Annotated in this window: 15 protein-coding genes; 9 read left to right on the top strand and 6 right to left on the bottom strand. The window is 61.5% G+C overall.

Annotated elements, in window-relative coordinates; all coding sequences use genetic code 11:
• The first annotated feature begins 14 nt into the window (after nt 1–14).
• On the top strand, nt 15–2,015 hold the full coding sequence (locus IE079_RS08645; RefSeq protein WP_189575452.1) for a tetratricopeptide repeat protein: 2,001 nt from the start codon (nt 15–17) through the stop codon (nt 2,013–2,015).
• Nucleotides 2,016–2,176: 161 nt separating this feature from the next.
• Here the strand turns inward: IE079_RS08645 and sbcB are convergent, their stop codons facing one another.
• Nucleotides 2,177–3,622, bottom strand: coding sequence for an exodeoxyribonuclease I (gene sbcB / locus IE079_RS08640; RefSeq protein ID WP_189575450.1), 1,446 nt, complete (start codon nt 3,620–3,622; stop codon nt 2,177–2,179).
• A 233-nt stretch (nt 3,623–3,855) separates the two neighbouring features.
• On the opposite strand from sbcB, the gene IE079_RS18950 reads away from it, so the two are divergent.
• Nucleotides 3,856–4,884, top strand: a complete 1,029-nt coding sequence (locus tag IE079_RS18950) for a response regulator (RefSeq protein ID WP_189575448.1) — start codon at nt 3,856–3,858, stop codon at nt 4,882–4,884.
• A gap of 27 nt (nt 4,885–4,911) precedes the next feature.
• Nucleotides 4,912–5,871, top strand: coding sequence for a GGDEF domain-containing protein (locus tag IE079_RS08630; RefSeq protein ID WP_189575446.1), 960 nt, complete (start codon nt 4,912–4,914; stop codon nt 5,869–5,871).
• 8 nt (nt 5,872–5,879) lie between these two features.
• Here the strand turns inward: IE079_RS08630 and IE079_RS08625 are convergent, their stop codons facing one another.
• Together IE079_RS08625 and IE079_RS08620 are read right to left on the bottom strand one after the other, a co-directional pair.
• On the bottom strand, nt 5,880–6,980 hold the full coding sequence (locus IE079_RS08625) for a tRNA-queuosine alpha-mannosyltransferase domain-containing protein (protein WP_189575437.1): 1,101 nt from the start codon (nt 6,978–6,980) through the stop codon (nt 5,880–5,882).
• A gap of 189 nt (nt 6,981–7,169) precedes the next feature.
• A complete protein-coding gene (locus tag IE079_RS08620; protein WP_227712393.1) occupies nt 7,170–8,096 on the bottom strand; it encodes a hypothetical protein in 927 nt (308 codons plus the stop codon).
• A 137-nt stretch (nt 8,097–8,233) separates the two neighbouring features.
• On the opposite strand from IE079_RS08620, the gene IE079_RS08615 reads away from it, so the two are divergent.
• Together IE079_RS08615 and IE079_RS08610 are read left to right on the top strand one after the other, a co-directional pair.
• The gene (locus IE079_RS08615; RefSeq protein ID WP_189575435.1) at nt 8,234–9,694 is read left to right on the top strand and encodes a protein adenylyltransferase SelO; all 1,461 of its coding nucleotides are present in this window, start codon (nt 8,234–8,236) and stop codon (nt 9,692–9,694) included.
• 135 nt (nt 9,695–9,829) lie between these two features.
• On the top strand, nt 9,830–10,375 hold the full coding sequence (locus IE079_RS08610) for a hypothetical protein (protein WP_189575433.1): 546 nt from the start codon (nt 9,830–9,832) through the stop codon (nt 10,373–10,375).
• A 54-nt stretch (nt 10,376–10,429) separates the two neighbouring features.
• On the opposite strand, the gene IE079_RS08605 is transcribed toward IE079_RS08610, so the two are convergent.
• Nucleotides 10,430–11,944 carry a fumarate hydratase gene (locus tag IE079_RS08605; RefSeq protein ID WP_189575431.1) on the bottom strand — a complete coding sequence of 505 codons (1,515 nt, stop codon included), beginning with the start codon at nt 11,942–11,944 and terminating at the stop codon, nt 10,430–10,432.
• A 237-nt stretch (nt 11,945–12,181) separates the two neighbouring features.
• On the opposite strand from IE079_RS08605, the gene IE079_RS08600 reads away from it, so the two are divergent.
• Entirely contained in the window at nt 12,182–12,955 is a 774-nt protein-coding gene (locus IE079_RS08600) for an enoyl-CoA hydratase (RefSeq protein WP_189575428.1), read from the top strand.
• Nucleotides 12,956–13,036: 81 nt separating this feature from the next.
• Here IE079_RS08600 and IE079_RS08595 read toward each other — a convergent pair whose 3' ends face one another.
• Nucleotides 13,037–13,912 carry a tetratricopeptide repeat protein gene (locus IE079_RS08595; RefSeq protein WP_189575426.1) on the bottom strand — a complete coding sequence of 292 codons (876 nt, stop codon included), beginning with the start codon at nt 13,910–13,912 and terminating at the stop codon, nt 13,037–13,039.
• Complete coding sequence (locus IE079_RS08590; RefSeq protein ID WP_444543416.1) at nt 13,896–15,404, bottom strand: DNA recombination protein RmuC; 1,509 nt, start codon at nt 15,402–15,404, stop codon at nt 13,896–13,898. Before IE079_RS08590 ends, IE079_RS08595 begins: the two co-directional genes overlap by 17 nt.
• A 399-nt stretch (nt 15,405–15,803) precedes the next feature.
• Here IE079_RS08590 and IE079_RS08585 point away from each other — a divergent pair, with 399 nt between their 5' ends.
• Genes IE079_RS08585 through IE079_RS08575 form a run of 3 tightly spaced genes read left to right on the top strand, consistent with a single transcriptional unit; the run spans nt 15,804 to nt 19,065 of the window.
• The gene (locus tag IE079_RS08585; protein ID WP_189575424.1) at nt 15,804–16,586 is read left to right on the top strand and encodes an ATP-dependent zinc protease family protein; all 783 of its coding nucleotides are present in this window, start codon (nt 15,804–15,806) and stop codon (nt 16,584–16,586) included.
• Nucleotides 16,587–16,597: 11 nt separating this feature from the next.
• A complete protein-coding gene (locus IE079_RS08580) occupies nt 16,598–18,118 on the top strand; it encodes an inactive transglutaminase family protein (protein ID WP_189575422.1) in 1,521 nt (506 codons plus the stop codon).
• Nucleotides 18,115–19,065 (top strand): alpha-L-glutamate ligase-like protein, encoded by a 951-nt coding sequence (locus tag IE079_RS08575; protein WP_189575420.1) that lies wholly within the window; start codon nt 18,115–18,117, stop codon nt 19,063–19,065. The genes IE079_RS08580 and IE079_RS08575 overlap by 4 nt, the downstream gene beginning before the upstream one ends.
• Nucleotides 19,066–19,096 lie beyond the last annotated feature (31 nt).

Below are 19,096 nucleotides of genomic sequence, written 5' to 3'. Positions count from 1 at the left end.
TGATGAGGTGTTCCATGCAAGCACAACACAATGTTCAGGTTTCCGAGTCACGGAATGCTGAGGTGGCCCGGCTGGTGCTGGAGGCGAACGAAGCCTATGGCGAGTCCAACCACCCACAGCGCCGCTACGTTGAACGCCTGCTGGCGCGGCAGGAATGCCGCCAGTTGCTGAACCGGGCGCTGACCCTGGAGCCCGGCCATGCCGGCGGCCTTGGCCTGCTGGGGCGGGTGGAGATGGATGACGGGGAGCTGGCGCGGGCGGCGAGCCTGTTCGAGAGCAGCCTGAAGCATCAGCCGGACCAGCCCCAGCAGTACTGCAACCTGGGCTACTGGGCCCTGCGGACGGAGCGCCCGGCCAAGGCGGAAGCCTACTTTGTGAAGGCACTGGATCTGGACCGGCAATCCGCCGCCGCTTTCTGCGGTGTGGCCCATGCCAAGCGTGAGCAGGGCCAGTTCGATGTCGCCTACCTGCATTACCGCAAGCTGATCCAACTGGGGCTGGACTGGCCCTCGGCCTTCAGTGGCATGCTCAAATGTGCTGCGGAGATCGAGGTGCATCAGGCGGACACGGAGCTGGCGCTGGACGCCATCAGCCTGCTGCGCCGCAATGAGTTGCCGCACCAGGAAATCGGTCGCTTCTGTGCCGCCATCCTGCGCCAGCAGTATGACCTGGACAATCCCAATGCCGAAGTGCTGCTGGATGCCGCCGCAGAAGACGAGCTGCTGATCCTGGCCCTGGACAAAACACTGATGCCGGACCCGGCCATCGAGGAACTGGTTACCCTGCTGCGCCGGGCGATCATTGCGGAAGTGGCGCAGACGGTAACCTTGCGGGATGAACTGCAGCCACTGACCCTGGCCATCGCCCGCTACGTGGATCGCACCGGCTACGCGCTGGTGGCGGAGACGGACGAAGAACAACTGGTAGAAACCATCAACAACAGCATTGCCGCCCAGCTGGCCATGAACGACCCGCTGGATGCCCTGGTGGGCAGTACGATGATCAGTGCCCTGTACGGCGCCCTGTTCCATCAGAGCTTTGCCGCACAACTGGGCCGGTGGTCGCTGACCGAATGGCCCGCTGGCGTACAGCCGCTGATGGCCGCCAGCTACTACGACCGGGCACTGGATGAGTCCATCAAGCAGAACTTCGAGGAAAAGGCCGACGAACTGACGCTGGCCCGCCCCGATATCCCCCAGGCCTGGCCAAGCTGGAACCATCTCGCCTATCACGCCGAGACCAGCCTGAAATCCATCATGGCCCAGGAGCTGGGTCTGGACAGCGACGCCCTGCCCGGCACCCTGCGGATGATGATCTGTGGCGCCCAGTCCGGCCAGCGGGCACTGGAGCTGGCTTACTACCTCGATGATGTGGAAATCATTGCGGTGGACGAGTCCCTGGCCAATGTGGCCACCGCCACCCGCCGTTCCGAAGAACTGGGCCTGAACAATATTGTGTTCTGGCCCTGGTCGGTGGCCCGTCGCTTCGTGGCCGATGGTCACAGGGTCCACTGGCTGGAAATGGGCCGCCTGCCCTCACCGACCATGGCTGACCTGTCCCTGGCCACTCTGGTCAGCGACGCCGCCACCCAGGGTGCGGTGGTGCACATGCACACGGCTGTTGCCGAGCAGACCACCGGCGACCGGCAGATCCGCCAGATGGTCGACGCCCATAACCTGGCGCCAACCCGGGATACCCTGCGCCGGCTGCGCCGCATGGCCCTGAACAACCGCCAGGATCCCCTGTGGCAGGAACTGCTGCGGGAGGAAGACTTCTACGGCCTGGGCGGCTGCCGTGACCGCTGGTTCCGGCCGCAGGATGTCAATCAGCTCAAGGACCTGATGGGTCTGGTGAGCAATGAAGTGGAATGGAAGCTGCTGAAAGCCCGGGACCATGACGGCCACAGCCTGGCGCTGGGCCCCGTGGCGCGGCAGGTTCGTGCGGAGGCGCTGGGTAGCCAGGTGCAGAGCCTGGTGGGGCAGCCGCTTTCGGTTTACTTTGTGCGGAGGCGTTGAGAGCGAAAACCAAGATTTGCGCCATGCATCCCCTCTCCCCAACGCGGGAGAGGGCCAGGGTGAGGGGGAGCGCACGCAGGGCGCCGGAGGTCAGACTTTGGAGCCGGGGTCTCCCCCCTCACCCCAACCCCTCTCCCTCCAGGGGCGAGGGGCTAAAAAAGTTAGAAATACGGCATGATCGATTCCCCGTAGAGATGCAGGTCTTCCAGGATCTGCATCTTCTCAGGGGTTATCGAAGGATCCTGGGCCATCCGCTGCAGCTCGGCACCAAACGCCTCCATGGACAACCACCCCTTGCCCGGCTGCATCAGCCGCTTCTGGCGGAAAGCTTCCCAGCGTTCCCGTTCGTCGTCTATCAGGGTGTCCGGGTAATTGCGGGCGCGGTAGCGGAACAGCATTTCCGGCAGGCGGGGATCATCGAAGCGCTCATTGAATTCCACCAGTTCTTCCGGCGGCAGGCTGATAATCCGGTTAAGCCGTTTGCGGTCGGTGTCGCCGATGAAGCCACCGGCATACAGCTGTTCGTCCGGGTCGGTCAGGTCGCTTTCCGGCTTTTGGCCGAAGACTTCCGCGATTTTAGCCGACAGGCCTTCCGCAGCGCGGAGGGTGGCCAGGTTTTGCCGCAGGGTATCGCCATCCAGCGCCAGTTGCTGAAGACGATCCGGGCTCAGGGTTTTCAGCATGGTGCCGGGGGCCAGCACCGGGCATTTGTTGACCTGCACGCCCTTGAGCGGGAAACGGGTCACGCTCTCCCCCAGCTCTGCCTGCGAGGTAAAGATCCGTTCACGAATCTGCTCCACGGAAGCGTTAATCAGCTCGGTGGGATCTTCGCGCAGGTCGTAGACAATCACCTGATTCTTGTTGGTGGGGTGCTCCGCCACCGGTGACACCATGGCGCAACAGCCACGGCTGGCCGGGTATTTGGACGACACATGGAAAACCGGCTTCATGCTTGCGGTATCCAGCATGGCCCGGGCGGAATGCTTGTCCTTGTTGTTGAGCACGAAGTCGAACAGTTTGGGCTGCTTTTCCTTGATCAGCTTTGCCAGCGCGATGGTGGCCTCTACGTCTGACATGGCATCGTGAGCGGCCTCATGGGCAATGCCATTGGCGGCGGTCAGCTCCTCCAGCCTGAAACTGGGGCTGCCGTCTTCCTTGCGGGGCCATTCGATGCCTTCCGGGCGCAGGGCGTAGGTCAGGCGCACCATGTCGATGATGTCCCAGCGGGAGTTGCCATTCTGCCATTCCCGGGCGTAGGGATCCCGCAGGTTTCGATAGAGGGTGTGACGGGTCACTTCGTCATCAAACCTCAGGCTGTTATAGCCCACAGCGCAGGTGCCGGGCTGGCTGAAGGCTTCATTGATCCGGGCAATGAATTCCGCCTCCGGGTAGCCGTTTTCCAGGGCCTTCTGCGGGGTAATGCCGGTGATCAGGCAGGCGACCGGGTTGGGCAGGTAGTCGTCCGACGGCTTGCAATAAATGATCAGAGGGTCTTCGATGATATTCAGGTCGGCATCCGTGCGAACACCGGCAAACTGGGAAGGCCGGTCGTGGATCGGGTCCGCGCCGAAGGTTTCATAGTCGTGCCAGTAGAAAGAGCGAATCACGCCTGTGGCTCCCGGATTGTCCATTGGAAGGGCGAAGTGTATCAGTTTCCCGCAAAAAACCTGTAGCAGGGAGGTGGAAAGCCAGGTCGCAGAGGGACGATTTCCGTGGATCTTTTGCAGGCTTTGACGGTTGGCCGGTTATCACCCAGGCAATTGCCTGTATCATGGTGACCCTCCGCACCCGACCTGGGTTCAGGGGACCATTTTCAGCCTTTTCGGTGAGCGATCCTCTCATGTATACCCGCATCCTCATCTGCGATGATTCGGCCATGGCGCGCAAGCAGCTGGCCCGCGCCCTGCCCCGGGACTGGAAAACCGAGATTCTGTACGCCGGTAACGGCCGTGAGGCATTAGACGTGGTTCGTGAAGGAAAGGCTGAACTGTTGCTGCTGGACCTGAACATGCCGGATATGGACGGCTACCAGGTTCTCGAGGTGATCCGCCGGGAAGATCTGCCTGTGATGACCCTGGTGGTATCCGGCGATATACAGCCGGAAGCCCGCAAGCGGGTGATTGCCCAGGGCGCCATCGATTTCCTGAAAAAGCCGGTAAACTCAGAGCAGGTCGCCGAAGTGCTGGAGCAGTTCGGGCTTTACCAGCCGGACATCGCCGCCCCTCAACCCGATAGTCGGGGTGCCATTGAAGTAGCTCCGTTCAGCGTTGGCCTGTCGGATTTTCTGCAGGAAATTTCCAACGTCGCCATGGGCCAGGCCGCAGACCTGCTGGCCCGCCTGCTGGATACCTTCGTGCAGCTACCGGTGCCCAGAATCACCACCGTCTACCGTAGCGAACTGAGCATGGTGCTGACGGCTTCGGCACAACAGCAGGACACCTATTCCGCGGTCTGCCAGGGGTTCACCGGCGCGGGGCTGGCCGGCGAGGCGTTGTTGCTATTTTCCGATTCCAGCGTGCAGGACATGGCCCGCCTGCTGGGCTATGACGAGGCGGACACCGAAGTCGCCGGAATCGAGGTGCTGATGGACATGTCCAGCATCCTGTTCGGCGCCTTCCTCCGGGGCGTGGGCCAGCAGATGGACATTCAGCTGGGGCTGGGGCAACCCACGGTTCTGGGACGCCATCGCCGCGTGGATCATCTCGTGGAGCACCACAGCCGACGCCAGGAAAAGCTGATGTGTGTGGAGATCCCCTACCGCCTGGAGGAGTACGGGATCAGTTGCGACCTGCTGGTTTTCTTCACCGAGGAATCCATCGACCAGCTCGAAACCAACCTGCCCTTTCTGACCGGCGATAGCGGAGAGTGACTGTGGAGACCATCATGGAGTGCAACCATGGCTGACGAAACCGACGCTACCGGCTACCACGCCCTGGTCACGCTGCTGGAATCCATCGAGGTGGGCCTGGTGGTGATCGACCTGGAGTACCGGGTCAAGATCTGGAACGGATTCATGGAGAACCACAGCGGCGTGACGTCCAGCCGCGTCAGCGACAAGAGCCTGTTCGAGCTGTTTCCGGAACTGCCCCGGTCCTGGCTGGAGCGCAAGGTGCAATCCGTGGTCACCCTGAACACCCGGACCTTTACCTCCTGGGAGCAACGCCCCTACCTGTTCCGGTTCCGCAATACGCGACCGGTGACCGGCACCGAGGAGTTCATGTTCCAGAACCTGACCATCAGCCCGCTGACCGGAACCGATGGCCAGGTAAACCAGGTGTGCCTTATGATCTACGACGTGACGGACGTCGCCACCGGCAAGCGCGCGCTGGAACACGCCAATGAACAGCTGGAACGCCTCAGCTCCACCGACCGCCTGACCGGGCTGCTGAACCGGGGTACCTGGGAAAACCTGCTGGATGCGGAGTTCGAACGCTATCGCCGGTACGGCCACAACACCGTACTGGTGATGTTCGACATCGACCACTTCAAACCCATCAACGATACCCATGGCCACCTGGTGGGCGACGAGGTAATACGGCAAGTGGCCCGGATTACCCGGGAGTCCTTGCGCCAGGCAGACCGACCGGGCCGTTACGGTGGTGAGGAATTCAGCATCATCCTGCCGGAAACGGACATCGAGGGGGCTCTTACTATCTGCGAGCATATCCGCGAAGCCATCGCTGCGCTGCAGGTACCGGCCGGGGAGGACACCATCCAGTGTACGGTCAGCATGGGGCTGGCGCAGGCTTCGGGGGCTCCGGACAACTATATGCAATGGCTACAGCAGGCGGACGACGCGCTCTATCAGGCCAAGAAAGGTGGTCGTAACCAGTGTGTTGTCGCCCCGCCCGAGTGACAGCGGCTCTATCCAGTGGTCCCTGACAACTCATTGATATGTCGCCGGTACTCATCTGCCAGCCGTGACAGTCGCCAGGCGTCCAGCATCACGGGTTCAGGCTGCTCGTGCAACAGGGTTTGCAGACAGTCAGCGGCTGCCCTCGCTTCCGTTGCAGCATCGTCCTCGCGACTGGCATAGCACTGTGCCGCCGGCACATATTCCGGGTACGCCAGCCGGCGTGGCGCCAGGGCGAGACACCCCGACGCCATGGCCTCCAGCATCGCCAGGCCCTGGAAATCATGGGTGGCGGTACTGACAGCGACATCCGCCGTCGCCAGCAGCCGGTCGTAGTCCTGCCGGCTGTCCTGGAACCCCCAGCACAGGATCTGTTGCCCGAACTCTTCCCGAATCCGGTCGAATGCGGGCGGCTGACGGCGAAACTGCTCTCCCACAACGCTGAGCCGGAACGGCTGTTGCCGGCGTTTCAGCTCCCGTAGCAGGGCCAGCAGGCGTTCCGGCCCCTTGTCGTATTCCCAGCGGTGATTCCACAGCAAATGCGGGTTGGTCAGATTCAGCGGGTCTGTCCGGGACACATAGAGTCGGTCTTCAATGGGCACCGGCAGTACGTGGGATTTCTCGCGGATGCTGTGGGTCATGTCGGCAGGCAAGCGGTCCGGCATGCGGTCGATAAACCGGTAGGCACCGTCCAGGAAGCTGTCCCGGTTCCAGGCACTGTTGAACAGCACCCGGTCCGCCGCCAGGGCGCTGTACAGGTTCACCATGGACGGCTCGGCACTGGAGTGCTGGCGACCGGAATCCGGGTAGGCAAACTGGTTCTCGTGCATGTAGAGCACAGCCGGCGTGCGCGCCAGGTTCGGGTTCAGCCCTTTCAGTGTGGCCAGGTCCACCATGGAGGTGGCCACGATCAGGTCCCAGGGCTCCTGCAACAGCGGCTCGCCCAGCCAGCTCAGGGCATTGCCCCGGATGCGCCAGCGGAAGAACCTCGGCGGCAACGCCAGTGTCTGCCAACGGAATTCCGGCAGTGCCGCCACCAGTTGCTCCCGCCAGCGACGATGACTGCCGGCGTCGTAGCCGGACAGCAGCAGGATGCGTTTTTGATCAGCCATAAAGGTGTGCTTGTCGGTTTCAGGAGCGCCCCAGTGTATTCACCTCGCAGGCGAATGTCGCGCTTCCTGCCACTGGCTGAGCCGGCAACCGATCGACCGTCAGACAACCGCACGGACGGACTGGCGCCCTGGCCAGAGGCGCCAGTATCAGGCAGCAGGTCAACGAGTTAAGCAAACAGGAAACTTGTGTTAGCCCCCCGTCAGGTTGTGCTCTTCGTCCAGCTCCAGCAGCACGTCGGCGCGCTCGGGCATCTCGGCCAGACAGTGACGGGTGATTCGCTCGTAGTGCATGATGAATCGGTCCAGCTCCTGTTCGCCCATGATGCGTACTTCCGGTGCAGGGCGACCGACATTCTCGCCCGCTTTTGGCGCATTCTGGTAACGATCAGCCAGCTTGCGCTCCTGTTCGGCGCGCCAGCGCTTTACGGCCTCCATGGAGGGGGCCTTCAGCATGATCAGCAGGTCCAGCCGGTCGAAGAACGTCTTGTAGGGCCCACGCAACTGGTCATTTACGTAGGTGCGCCAGCGACCATCACTGTCGTCGTTTTCTTCCAGTGCGTTCAGCGGCCGGGCCAGTGCCTCGTCGGGCTCCGGCAGCGCACCCAGGCACCAGCCTTCCAGCAGGATAATCTCCGGGTGACCGATGAACAGTGGCCAGTTTTCCTCGGGCTCCCGGTCATCCAGGGCCTTGTTGAAGGTGGGCATGGCCGTGCGCGAACCGGCGTTGGCTTTGATCAGCGCGTCAATCACACGGGTGCCCAGCATCAGATCATGGGTTCCCGGAACCCCGCGGGTGATCAGCAGCGGGTGCACCTCCTCCGCCAGTTTCATCCGGTGCTCGCGGGTGCAATAGATATCGTCCAGCGACAGGCTGGCAGTGGGACACTTGTAACGGTAGGCCAGCAATACCCGCAGGAAGTCGGTCAGGGTGGATTTTCCGGTGCCCTGGGCGCCATGGATGCCCACCACCAGGGGTGTGTCCGAGTGCCTGCTGGCCTGATAGAGTGACAGAGCAAGGGGTTCGAGCACATCCCGTAGCGTGCGCCGGTACTCCGGCGGCAGCTGGTGCTGGTTCATCAGGGCCTCAAGGGCGTCATCAGTGTCGGTATTCGGCATGGTTCTGGCTCCAGGTCTCCACTTTGAAGGGGCTGTGCAGGTTCCATACCAGCGACAACTGCCCCTCCGACAAATCCATTCGCTATCAGTATAGGAGCAGAACGGCTCCCGGCCAGCAGGCTGGCGGCCAGATCCCCATGGCTTCCTTCAGCGGCATCACCACGCGGCAGCGGTATCTGGAACTGCCGGACACCTTTTACAGTCACGTCCACCCCACGCCGTTGCGGGGCGACGTCCGGCTGGTGCATTTCAATGCCGGCCTGGCCCGCGACATGGGCCTGCCAATGGAGTCGCCAGAGGAATGGGCCGATATCGGTGCCGGGCGCGCCCTGCTTGAAGGTATGATCCCGGTGGCCATGAAGTACACCGGCCATCAGTTCGGCATGTATAACCCGGACCTGGGGGATGGCCGGGGCCTGCTGCTGTGGGAAACGGAGGGGCCAGACGGACGGGTGCGTGACTGGCACCTGAAAGGCGCCGGCCAGACTCCTTATTCCCGCTTTGGCGATGGCCGCGCCGTGCTGCGCTCATCCGTCCGGGAGTATCTCTGCGGCGAAGCCATGCACTATCTGGGCATTGCCAGTACCCGGTCCCTGTTCCTGGTCTCATCCACGGAGCCGGTGCGGCGTGAGACCATCGAAACCGCGGCGGCGCTGGTGCGGGTGGCGGATACCCATATCCGCTTTGGCCACTTCGAGTATGCGTCCCATCATCTCGGCCCTGACGCCGTGAAAACCCTGACGGACCACACCATCCACCACCACTTCCCGGACCTGGAAGCCCTGCCGGAAAGTGAGCGCTATCCGGCCTTCCTGGCCGAAGTGGTGCGCCGCACTGCACGCACCATCGCCGACTGGCAGGGTGTCGGTTTCTGTCACGGGGTGATGAACTCGGACAACATGTCCATTATCGGCGATACCTTCGATTACGGCCCCTATGCCTTCCTGGACGATTTTGACGCCCGTTATATCTGCAACCACACGGACCAGGGCGGTCGCTACGCCTACAACCGTCAGCCGGAAATCGGCTTTATCAACTGCCAGCTCCTGGCCCATGCGCTGACGTCACTGATTGACGAGGATCAGCTGCGCCGGTGCATGCGCGAGTATGAAACCACCTACAACGACAGCTTCATCAACCTGATGCGCCGAAAGCTTGGCCTGGCCCGGGCGGATGACAATGATCTGGGTCTGGTAATGGATACTTACAGCATGCTCCATGAACACGGCATCGACTACACCCGCTTCTTCCGCGGGCTGTCCACATTACCCTCACAGGGTCCTGCCCCGGTCAGGGATCTGTTTGCAGATCGTGGGGTCGCCGATGAATGGCTCCGCCGATACCACAACCGGCTGGCCTCAGAGGACTGTTCCCCGGAAGACCGGGAAGCGGATATGTGCCGGACGAATCCCAAATACATCCTCCGCAACTATCTGGCCCAGAATGTCATCGAGGCGTCACAAGCCGGGGACGATCAGCCACTGGCTGAGCTGCTGAAAGTGCTGAAACGCCCCTACGACGAGCAGCCGGAATTCGAGGAATATGCCGCACTGCCGCCGGACTGGGGCAAACATATGGATATCAGCTGTTCGTCCTGACTATTCCCGGGCAGCCTGAGTACGCGCCTGATATCACCAACCCATCTAAAATGTTCACTTTACAACCAGTCACAACCACTAGAATAGAAACTGCAATCATCCGGACAATGTCCCGACAACGGAGGAGGACAGGTCATGAAGCGATTGTTCTATCTGGTGGATTCCATCGACAGTGTGGATGAGATTTCTGACGACCTGCATGAACATGGCGTCACTGACTGGCGGTTTCACATCGTCAGCAAGGACGAGGCGGGGCTTTTCAAGCATCACCTGCACAGCGCCAGTGTATTGGACCGCACCGACCTGCCTAGATTTGTCGAACGGGGCGTTTTGATCGGCACCCTGGCGGGTGTCCTGGTGGTTGGAAGCCTTTCACTGATCGTGGGCCTGAATCTGCCCATGGCAGTGTGGATTGCGCTGTTTGCCTTTTCCGTGGTGGCAGGCGGCTGGCTGGCGGGCTTCGGTGGCATCCAGAGTGAAAACTACCGTATCCGCCCGTTTCACGATGATATCGAGGCGGGCAAGTACCTGGTGATGGTGGATGTGCCCAAGCAGGACGAAAAGGAAACGAAACGACTGATGGCCCTGCGCCACCCGGAAGCCGTCCTCCAGGGCGAGGACAGCAGCTTCAACAATCCGTTCGCGGGATCGTCGCTGCAGCGGAAAGCCAAGGCCCAGTAAAAACCAGGCCTTTGCTGGATAGCCCCTCCTCCCTCACGGAGAGGGGCACACCGTTCAGACCGCTTTCGCAGCGATGATCTTCTCCTGCCATTCGGCCGGACCGGTCTGATGCACCGAGGTACCCCGGGAATCCACCGCTACCGTTACCGGCATGTCTTCAACCTCGAACTCGTAGATGGCTTCCATACCCAGTTCCGGGAAGGCGACCACCTCGGCCTTCTTGATGGCCTTGGACACCAGGTAGGCGGAACCACCGACAGCCATCAGGTAGACCGCGCCGAATTCGCGAATGGCGTCGATAGCCACCTGGCCGCGCTCGGCCTTGCCGATCATGCCTGTGAGGCCGGTCTTCTCCAGCATGGTATGGGTAAACTTGTCCATGCGGGTCGCCGTGGTCGGACCGGCAGGGCCAACCACCTCCTCACGGACCGGATCCACAGGACCCACGTAGTAGATGAAGCGTCCGGCCAGGTCCACGGGCAGCTCCTCGCCCTTCCCGATCATGTCCACCATTTTCTTGTGGGCAGCATCACGGCCGGTCAGCATCTTGCCGGACAGCAACACGGTTTCACCCAGCTGCCAGTCCTTCACATCTTCCGGAGTGACCGTATCCAGGTTGACCCGGCGCACGTTGTCGCCCACTTCCCAGGTGATTTCCGGCCAGTCTTCCAGACTCGGCGGAGTCTGCAGGGCCGGGCCGGAACCGTCCAGTACGAAATGCGCGTGGCGGGTAGCAGCACAGTTGGGAATGATCGCCACCGGCTTGTTGGCGGCGTGGGTGGGATAGTCCTTCACCTTCACGTCCAGCACCGTGGTCAGGCCACCCAGGCCCTGGGCGCCGATGCCCAGGTCGTTAACCTTGTCGAACAGTTCCAGGCGCAGTTCCTCGGCACGGTTGGAGGCACCGCGCTCCTTCAGGTCATGGATATCAATCGGGTCCAGCAGGGATTCCTTGGCCATTTCCATGGCCTTCTCGGCGGTACCGCCAATGCCGATACCCAGCATGCCCGGTGGGCACCAGCCGGCGCCCATCTGCGGCACCATCTTCAGCACCCAGTCCACCACCGAGTCGGAGGGGTTGAGCATGGCAAACTTGGACTTGGCCTCGGAGCCGCCGCCCTTGGCGGCGACATGCACTTCCACCGTGTCGCCGGGCACCATCTTGTAATGGATGATGGCGGGGGTATTGTCACCGGTGTTCTCACGCTTGCCATCCGGGTCGGCCAATATCGAGGCCCGCAGCACGTTGTCCGGGTGGGTATAGGCCTGACGCACGCCTTCGTTGATGACGTCGTCCAGGGGCTGGTCGCACTCGAGCTTCACGTTCATGCCGATGTTGACGAATACAGTGACGATACCGGTGTCCTGGCAAAGGGGACGGTGACCCTGGGCGCACATGCGGGAATTGATCAGGATCTGCGCCATGGCATCCTTGGCCGCCTGGGACTCTTCCCGCTGGTAGGCCTCATACACGCCCTGAATGAAGTCTTTGGGATGATAGTAGGAAATGAACTGCAGCGCGTCCGCTACGCTTTCAATCAGGTCGTCCTGGCGGATTACGGTGGTCATAGGCGTCTCATCAGTTATCCGGTTGTTCGGGTGGAGGGCGTCCGCCGCCGGCAGGCGACCGCCCCGCAAAAACGGCGCACAGTTTATCAGCAGGGCCAGATTTTATACAGACGTGGCCCACCACCGCGAACCTTTGCATCCCCCTGCCGTTATGGGGTTTAATCCGTGGACACGACGAAAGTCCAACCACCTGTTTCAGGCATTCCGGTGCCCATCAGAACGACTCAAGGAGCTCCCGTGAGCGAACACGTTTCCGTTGATATCCAGGACCAGGTCCAGATCCTCCGGCTCAACCGCCCGGAACGCAAGAATGCCCTCAGCCAGGCGATGTACTCGACTCTGGCAGACGCCGTCCGCAACGCCGAGAACGACAACAACATCCGTTGCACGCTGATTACCGGTAATGAGGAGTGCTTTACCGCAGGCAATGATCTGTCCGACTTCGCCGCCGGGCCGGTGGGCGAGTTCGAAAGCTCCCCGGTGGGCCGATTCCTGTTTGGCCTGGCCAGTGCCGAGAAACCGGTCGTGGTCGCGGTGAATGGTCCGGCGGTGGGCATTGGCACCACCATGCTGCTGCACTGCGACCTGGTGTTCGCCGGCAATAACACGGCATTCCAGATGCCTTTCGCCAACCTGGGCCTGTGCCCGGAAGGCGGCTCCAGCCTGTTGTTGCCGGCATGGCTTGGCCGGGTGCGGGCGGCGGAACTGCTGATGCTCGGCGGTGTCTTTGATGCCCACAAGGCCAGTGACCTGGGCCTGATCAACGAAGTCTGCGAACCGGCAGCAACCGAGGAAAAGGCCCTGCATGCCTGCCGTCAGCTGGCCGCCCAGCCACCGGCCGCCATTCGCGCCACCAAGCGCCTGCTGAACCGTGGTAACGCCAGCGGCGTGCGGGATGCCATGCTGGCCGAAGGTGAGCTGTTTGGCGAGCGCCTGACGTCACCGGAAGCCGGCGAGGCCTTCAAGGCGTTCATGGAAAAGCGCAAGCCGGACTTTTCGTCGTTCTCCTGAGGCCGGTCACCTTTCTGCTAACCAACGAAAAAGGCGCCGGAGTGATCGGCGCCTTTTTCGTTTACTCACGGGCCCAATGCATCAGGAACCACCAGTGGGCGCCTGCATCTTGCGGATCAGGCTACCCAGGGTTTTCGCCAGTACTTCGGCTTGGTCCCGGTCATTGCCCAGTCGGAGGAAACGGGAACCGTCCCGGGGATCATAGATCCAGCAGGACTCGGTGGCATTCTCGCAACTCCACTCAATTATCGGGCTGATACCGTAGACCGGCAGCATCAGCGTGGTCAGCCTGCGCCCACGTTCCTCATCGTTACGGCTTTCCCGGAACTGGATCTCGCCATTGTGGACAGAAACCTGGTAATGCACGTCCGGTGTACTGCCTTCCCGAATGAGGCGGGGATCCCTGCGCCAGCCAGCTCGATCAAAGATCCGGTTCATCCGGCTCACCAGTGCCTGACGACTGGCATCACTCCTGGCGACAGACTCGCCCCCCTGCCCGGACCCATTGGCCAGCACGATCTCGGCCACCTGATCCTGGCCCGATTCTCCGGACCCACGGGACGTTGCCTGGCCGGATCGGGCCTGCTCGATCGTGGTGATCAGCTTGAGGGACTCCGTGTAGTATTTGCCATCGGCCCCGGTACCTGCAATATAGTTTTCCAGCGCAGACATGGCCTCGTTGTAGTGTTCGGATCGGGCCATCACCTGACCCCGGTAGTACAGATATTCCGGTGGTTTCTGCCCTTCCAGCTGCTGCAGGCGATTCAGATACTCCGCCGCGTCCTGCCAGCGCCCGGCTTCCACGGACTCTTCCACCGCCAGCATCAGCCGCTGGATCTCATGCTCCGCCGGCAGCGCCAGCGCATTGCCGGACACCAGCAAGCTTGCGGCCAGGGCCAGCACCATGAGCGGGCCGAGTGCCCGGTTTGCTGAAGGCGACTTACTCCTTGAGACCATCTTTGCTTTCCTCATCTGTGGCTGCCTGATTGCTGCTGTCTTCCTCTTCCGGGTTCAGTTCAACGGCAACATCGTCGTCCTCACCGCCGGCGTCCGCCTGATCGGTGATCGTCCGCGGAAGCTCCTTCTTCACCCGCACCCCGAGTTCCACGAATTTGCTGGCCTGGGAAATCAGGTTGCCCCGCCCCCGGGTCAGGGTGTTCATGGCGCCATCGTAGGTAGTCTGCACGGTCTGCAGCTGCCCGCCCATCTTTTCCATTGTTTCGACAAATATCCGCAGCTTGTCGTAAACGGCGCTGGCCCGGTCGGCAATTTTGCGGGCATTCTGACTCTGGCGTTCATACCGCCAGATGTTCTCGATCGTCCGCAGTGTTGCCAGAAGTGTTGTTGGTGTCACTACGATAATCTTTTTCTCGAATGCTTCCGCGAACAGGTTCTCGTCATACTGGAATGCCGCCACGAATGCCGGCTCGATGGGCATGAACAGCAGCACGAAATCCGGCGAATGCAGGCCGTTGAGCTGACTGTAGTCTTTCTCGCTGAGGCTGCGGATATGCTGGCGTACCGCCTCTACATGGGCCTTCAGGTGGTTTTCTCTTTCCACATCGTCTTCTTCGGTGACCCATTGCTGGTAAGCCACGAGTGACACTTTGGAATCGATGATCAGGTTGCGCTTGTCCGGCAGGTGAACCACCACATCCGGCCGCAGCAGCTGGCCGTCGGCATCGCGGTAGCTGCCCTGGGTGTCATACTCCATGCCTTTACGCAGCCCCGATTTTTCCAGCACCCGTTCCAGTATCAGTTCGCCCCAGTTGCCCTGGATCTTCTTGTCTCCTTTCAGGGCACGGGTCAGGTTGGCGGCTTCCTCGGTGATCTGGCGGTTCAGGTCCTGCAGCGACTTGATCTCGCTGCGCAGGGCCTGCCGGTCCCGGGTTTCCGTGGTATAGACATCCTCCACCCGCTTACGGAAATCCTGCAGCTGGTCCCGGAACGGATTGAGCAGGGTATCCAGGCTGGTGCGGGTCTGCTGGGTGAAACGTTCACTCTTCTGCTCGAAGATGCGGTTGGCCAGGTTCTCGAATTCCTGCTTCAGGGCGTCCCGGTTCCGCTCGAGCAGCTCCAGTTTTTCAGTGGTGGTCTTGCGTTCCTTGTCGAGGGTGACATCCCGCTCCCTCAGTACCATCCGTACCGATTCCAGTTCGTGGGACAGCTCGTCCCGGCGACCGACCAGCCGGTCCCGCTCCCGTGACAACCCCTCGGCACGGGCCTGTTCCGCCTGCTTTTCGGCTTCCAGGGTGGCAACACGCTGCTGCAGGCTGGCAGACTGGCCTCGCCAGTGTTCACTGCGCTCGTCCAGTTCCCTCGCCCGCTTGTCGAGCTCATCGGCCCTGTGGGTGATCTGTTCCAGACGCTGGCGCTGCAACTCGTTGTCGTGCTGGTGGCGGGACAGATCCTGCTCCAGCTGCTGACGGTGAGACTGCTCGGCGGCCAGCTGATTGGCCAATATCCGCCCACGCACCAACAGCAGGACCGCAAGCACACCAAGTACAACACCGGTTGTCAGCACAACAGGCTGCTCGATAATCTGCTCCCACAGCGGATTCAAGGCGCCGGCCTCCCGTAATCTGTCGATGGGTACCCTGTTGGCCGGCAGGAAAAGCAGCCAGACGGGGCACCTCTGATTTCCAGTACAATCTCTGGATGAGTACCAGATGAATCAGTACTATACGCGAATTCCGGCCACCTGTGATCGACCGGGTATCAGCACTGTTCCCGGAGCTCAGGGTCAGGACACATCAGGCCGGCACCCTGCCAATGTGAAGTTACCGTAAACCCGAACGAGGGACCGTTCGTGTATAATCCGCGCGTCCCGGACAGTCAGAGAGAGATTATGTTGTCGACATCCAAACTCCTTGCGCCAGCCCTGCTCGCGCTGGCTGCCCTGCTTTCCGGTTGCACCGTCGACTCGGTTGCCGTCAAACGTTACGAGATGCAGGGCCTGCAGCAAGCCGTGGCCAGCCAGCAGGCCGACCTGACACACCTCAAGGTCACCGGTGACAGACAGCATCAGGAACTGAAGGGACTTCAGTCCGACGCTACCCAACGGATCATTGCCACCATCCAGCAACAGGTGGAGCCTCCCAAATGCCCCCCTGTACCCGAGCCCCGTGCCTGTGATACCGAATCCCGCGACACCGGCACCAGTGACCGGGTCAAGGGCAAGCTGGTGGTTGGCGAAGTGGAAAAGGCCTTCCTGGTCGGCCCCAATTTTGTCTACGACGCCCGCATCGACAGTGGCGCGGAGACTTCCTCCATGGATGCCCGTAATGTGCAGCGTTTCGAGCGGGATGGCCAGGAATGGGTACGCTTCGACATTCCCGTACCCGGCAAGGACGACGCCTTTGAGACCCTGGAACGGGAGGTAGCCCGCAACGTCCGAATCATTCAGGCGAACGAAGAGGGCCACGAGCGCCGTGCGGTGGTCGAGCTCCAATTCCGGATTGGCGACCATGAGCAGAAAGCCGAGTTTACCCTCGCCGACCGGGCCCATCTCACCTATACCCTCCTGATCGGTCGCAACATCCTGCGGGATGTGATGCTGATCGACGTGGGCCGGGAATATGGCACAGAACTGCCAAGGTCCATCCGTACCAGCGCCACTGGCAGCAACTGAGGGACCCTGCTTTGAAACAGCGCTCCCGCTACCCTTTCTACCTGGCCATTTTCCTGTTCATCGCCGGCGGCATCGCACTGGCCACGGCCCGCCATGTAAAGCTGGGCATTCCCTGGCTGGCAGGGCAGCAGCAAGCGGTCTGGATGGTGGAAGCCCGGATCGACTTCGAGGCCGTGGGGGAAGAGGTGCTGGTTAGCCTGAACGTGCCGGACAACCCGCCGGGTTTCCGTGTCCTGTCGCAACAGGCCGCTTCTCCCGGCTACGGTTTCTCGCTGATCGAGGACTCCGGTGACCTCCGGGCGGAATGGAGTGTTCGCGAGGCCTCCGGCCCCCAGACCCTCTATTTCAACGTGCAGTTGACCCCGAATGAAGCCGACAACAGCAACAATGCACCAACCCCGAAACCGCAACCGGAAGCAGTGTTCTGGGAGGAGCCCGAGGCAACGGCGGTGGCGGAGGTACTCGAGCGCGCCGCCGCCAAGTCGGCGAGCCCGGAAAGCATGACCCGGGAACTGATCAAGCTGATGCAGACCAGCGACCCGGACCAGAACATTTCCCTGCTGCTGAACAGCGAATCCTACGTCCCCCTGCTACGACGTATGCTCAATCATGCAGGCATTCCGGCGCGGGTTGCAGATGGCCTCAAGCTTGAGGATGCCCGTCGTCTACAACCCCTGCGCCCATTCCTTCAGATCCACAACGGCGAACGCTGGCTGACCTTTCATCCGGAAAGCGGCCAGCAGGGGCTGCCCGACGACGTGCTGCTCTGGCGGCAGGATGCCCTGTCACTGCTGGATGTCATCGGTGGCGAAGACTCGCAGATCAGCTTCTCGATGCTTCAGCAGACGGTACCGGCGCTGCAGCTCGCTACCCGTGAAGGCGGCCAGAACGGGCTGGGTCTGCTCAGCCTCTACGAGCTTCCCATCGAAGAGCAGGGCATGTTTCGCATGCTGCTTTTGCTGCCGCTGGGAGCCCTGATGGTGGCCTTCATGCGCATCATCATAGGCGTACGAACCTCCGGCACCTTCATGCCGGTGCTGATTGCGGTTGCCTTTGTGCAGACGTCGCTGGTACCCGGGCTGATTGCCTTCCTGTCGGTGGTGGCGGTGGGCCTTCTGATGCGGGGCTACCTGTCCAGCCTCAACCTGTTGCTGGTATCACGGATATCGGCCCTGATTATCCTGGTCATCGCGATCACCGCCGGCTTCAGCATTATTGGCTATCAGATGGGCTTCAGTACCGGCATGACGGTGACCTTCTTCCCCATGGTCATCCTGGCGTGGACCATTGAACGCATGTCCATCCTGTGGGAAGAAGACGGCGCCCGGGAAGTCATGATCCAGGGGTCCGGCAGCCTTTTCGTGGCGATTCTGGCGTATCTTTTGATGGATGCACCACTGGCCAGACACCTGACGTTCAACTTTCCCGAGCTTCATTTGGTCACCTTCGGGCTTATCCTGCTCATGGGTCAGTACACCGGCTACAAGCTCACCGAGCTACGGCGCTTTCGCACGGTGAAGGACTTTTCATGAGGTCCTGGATATCCCCCCTCCGGCTCCGCACGGCTGGCATCCTGGGAATGAACAAACGCAACGTCGGCTACATTGGCCGCTATAATGACCGCAGTGCCTACCCGCTGGTGGATGACAAGCTGAAGACCAAACTGCTGGCCGAGGAATTCGACATCAAGACCCCGCGGCTACGCCAGGTGGTTCGCCAGCAGCACGAGATCGGACACTTCGGCGAGATGGCCGCTGAGCTGGACGGGTTCGCCATCAAACCGTCCAAGGGTTCGGGCGGCAAGGGCATTACCGTTGTCCAGCGCCGGGAAGGTGATGACCAGTATGTGAAGGCATCGGGAGCCTACCTGTCACTGGAAACCCTGAAGCGGCACCTGAGCAACATCCTGGCCGGGCTCTACAGTCTGGGTGGCACCCCGGATGTGGCCATTGTCGAGGATCTTGTGCGACCTACCGCCCTGCTCTCGAAATTTTCCTTTCAGGGCGTACCGGACATTCGGATCGTGGTCTTCCAGGGCTACCCGATAATGGCCATGCTGCGGCTTTCCACCAGGGCTTCCGACGGTAAGGCCAACCTGCACCAGGGCGCCGTGGGTGTGGGCCTGGACATCGGCAGCGGCCAGGCGCTCAATGCCGTCCAGTTCAACCGCCAGATCCTGCTGCACCCGGACACCGGGCTGCCCATGAGCCAGATCCGGATCGATGACTGGGAGACCATGCTGGCCATGGCCTCCCGCTGCTATGAGGCCACCGGACTGGGGTACATCGGCGTTGATCTGGTGCTTGACGAAACCGAAGGCCCGCTACTTCTCGAACTGAACGCCCGCCCGGGCCTGGCCATCCAGATGGCCAATGGCAAGGGATTGTTACCCCGGCTGCAGAATATCGAGTCCCTTAAACGCCCACACTTTACCCCGGAACAACGCGCTGCCTACGCCATGACCACCTTCGGCGCCTGATACGACCCGGGGGCTCCTTCGCTGCACATCG

It is taken from the genome of Marinobacter zhanjiangensis (genome assembly GCF_014651935.1).
GTDB classification, from domain to species: domain Bacteria; phylum Pseudomonadota; class Gammaproteobacteria; order Pseudomonadales; family Oleiphilaceae; genus Marinobacter; species Marinobacter zhanjiangensis.
The sequence above is the reverse complement of the archived record's forward strand: the minus strand, read 5'-3'. Positions and strand labels throughout refer to the sequence as shown.

Coding starts and splice junctions, on each gene's coding strand:
- IE079_RS08645 (WP_189575452.1), top strand. CDS start 15: ATGCAAGCACAACACAATGTTCAGGTTTCCGAGTCACGGAATGCTGAG.
- IE079_RS18950 (WP_189575448.1), top strand. CDS start 3,856: ATGTATACCCGCATCCTCATCTGCGATGATTCGGCCATGGCGCGCAAG.
- IE079_RS08630 (WP_189575446.1), top strand. CDS start 4,912: ATGGCTGACGAAACCGACGCTACCGGCTACCACGCCCTGGTCACGCTG.
- IE079_RS08625 (WP_189575437.1), bottom strand. CDS start 6,980: ATGGCTGATCAAAAACGCATCCTGCTGCTGTCCGGCTACGACGCCGGC.
- IE079_RS08620 (WP_227712393.1), bottom strand. CDS start 8,096: ATGCCGAATACCGACACTGATGACGCCCTTGAGGCCCTGATGAACCAG.
- IE079_RS08615 (WP_189575435.1), top strand. CDS start 8,234: ATGGCTTCCTTCAGCGGCATCACCACGCGGCAGCGGTATCTGGAACTG.
- IE079_RS08610 (WP_189575433.1), top strand. CDS start 9,830: ATGAAGCGATTGTTCTATCTGGTGGATTCCATCGACAGTGTGGATGAG.
- IE079_RS08605 (WP_189575431.1), bottom strand. CDS start 11,944: ATGACCACCGTAATCCGCCAGGACGACCTGATTGAAAGCGTAGCGGAC.
- IE079_RS08595 (WP_189575426.1), bottom strand. CDS start 13,912: ATGGTCTCAAGGAGTAAGTCGCCTTCAGCAAACCGGGCACTCGGCCCG.
- IE079_RS08585 (WP_189575424.1), top strand. CDS start 15,804: ATGTTGTCGACATCCAAACTCCTTGCGCCAGCCCTGCTCGCGCTGGCT.
- IE079_RS08575 (WP_189575420.1), top strand. CDS start 18,115: ATGAGGTCCTGGATATCCCCCCTCCGGCTCCGCACGGCTGGCATCCTG.